The sequence below is a fragment of the Vibrio sp. D173a genome, from assembly GCF_030248475.1.
The window spans coordinates 1-808 of record NZ_JAHGAH010000830.1 but is presented as its reverse complement, the minus strand read 5'-3'; the positions used below and the strand labels follow the sequence as shown (position 1 = coordinate 808).

The following is an 808-nucleotide window of genomic DNA, read 5'->3' as shown; positions in this document are numbered from 1 at the left end:
CACTGGAACCAATTGAGGTTTTCATCTTGTCTAACTTTGAGTGCACCTCAAATCCCGGGGTGATCAATTCAGCCCAATCAAATTTCGCGGCTTCTAGCTCTGCAACAAAACGATCATTATCATCCTCGCTTCGCCATACCGGGTGCTGAGCAACGTTCTCAAACTTCAACTCGACGTTGATATCATTCTTGTCAAAATGAACCTGCAATGTTCCACCATAGGCAGAGGTCAGAGTGATAGTTTCGCCATGTTCTACAGGATAAGCGACCGATGTGAGGAACTTCGGCCTCGCATAGCCGCCATCTTTAGAAAACTCATGAGTTGCACCACTGCGTAGCGAATTAAATACAATGGAAGTACTTACATCATTGTTATCAACACGTGTCACTTTGATTGTCTGCCCCGGTAGCGCATACAAACCCGCCGAGCGGAAGTTGCGTTTTGATTCCAATGTCACCGTTTCATCAGTTAGTTGAACGTCTTCAAAAGTTTTAGTGCTGAAGTTACCCAAGCTTGGCTGTGCGGCATTCAAAGAACGGCTTTGATACTGGACATAATCACTGAAATAGGACTTGAGAAAATCAATTCGCTCAGTGCTGTTCTTGTCCATCGGATAAAGCACGTCTTGTCGATAGCTGTCGGCCAACAGCAACATGAGTTTTTCGTACTCATAATCATCACTCGCAAATAAGTCGACTTTCTGTTTATCTAAATTGGTTAAACGAGAGCGAATCGAGTTTGCTGCTTGATAAAACTCTTCATCCATCAATGATTCATCGCTACAGGACTTATCGTCACATAGACTTAG

The 808-nt window shown here is 43.8% G+C and carries 1 protein-coding gene; it reads right to left on the bottom strand.

What is annotated here, in order from left to right; all coding sequences use genetic code 11:
* Window positions 1-808, bottom strand: an 808-nt coding sequence (locus KIV40_RS29620; RefSeq protein WP_285352835.1) for an ImpA family metalloprotease, incomplete at both ends; no start/stop codon positions are given.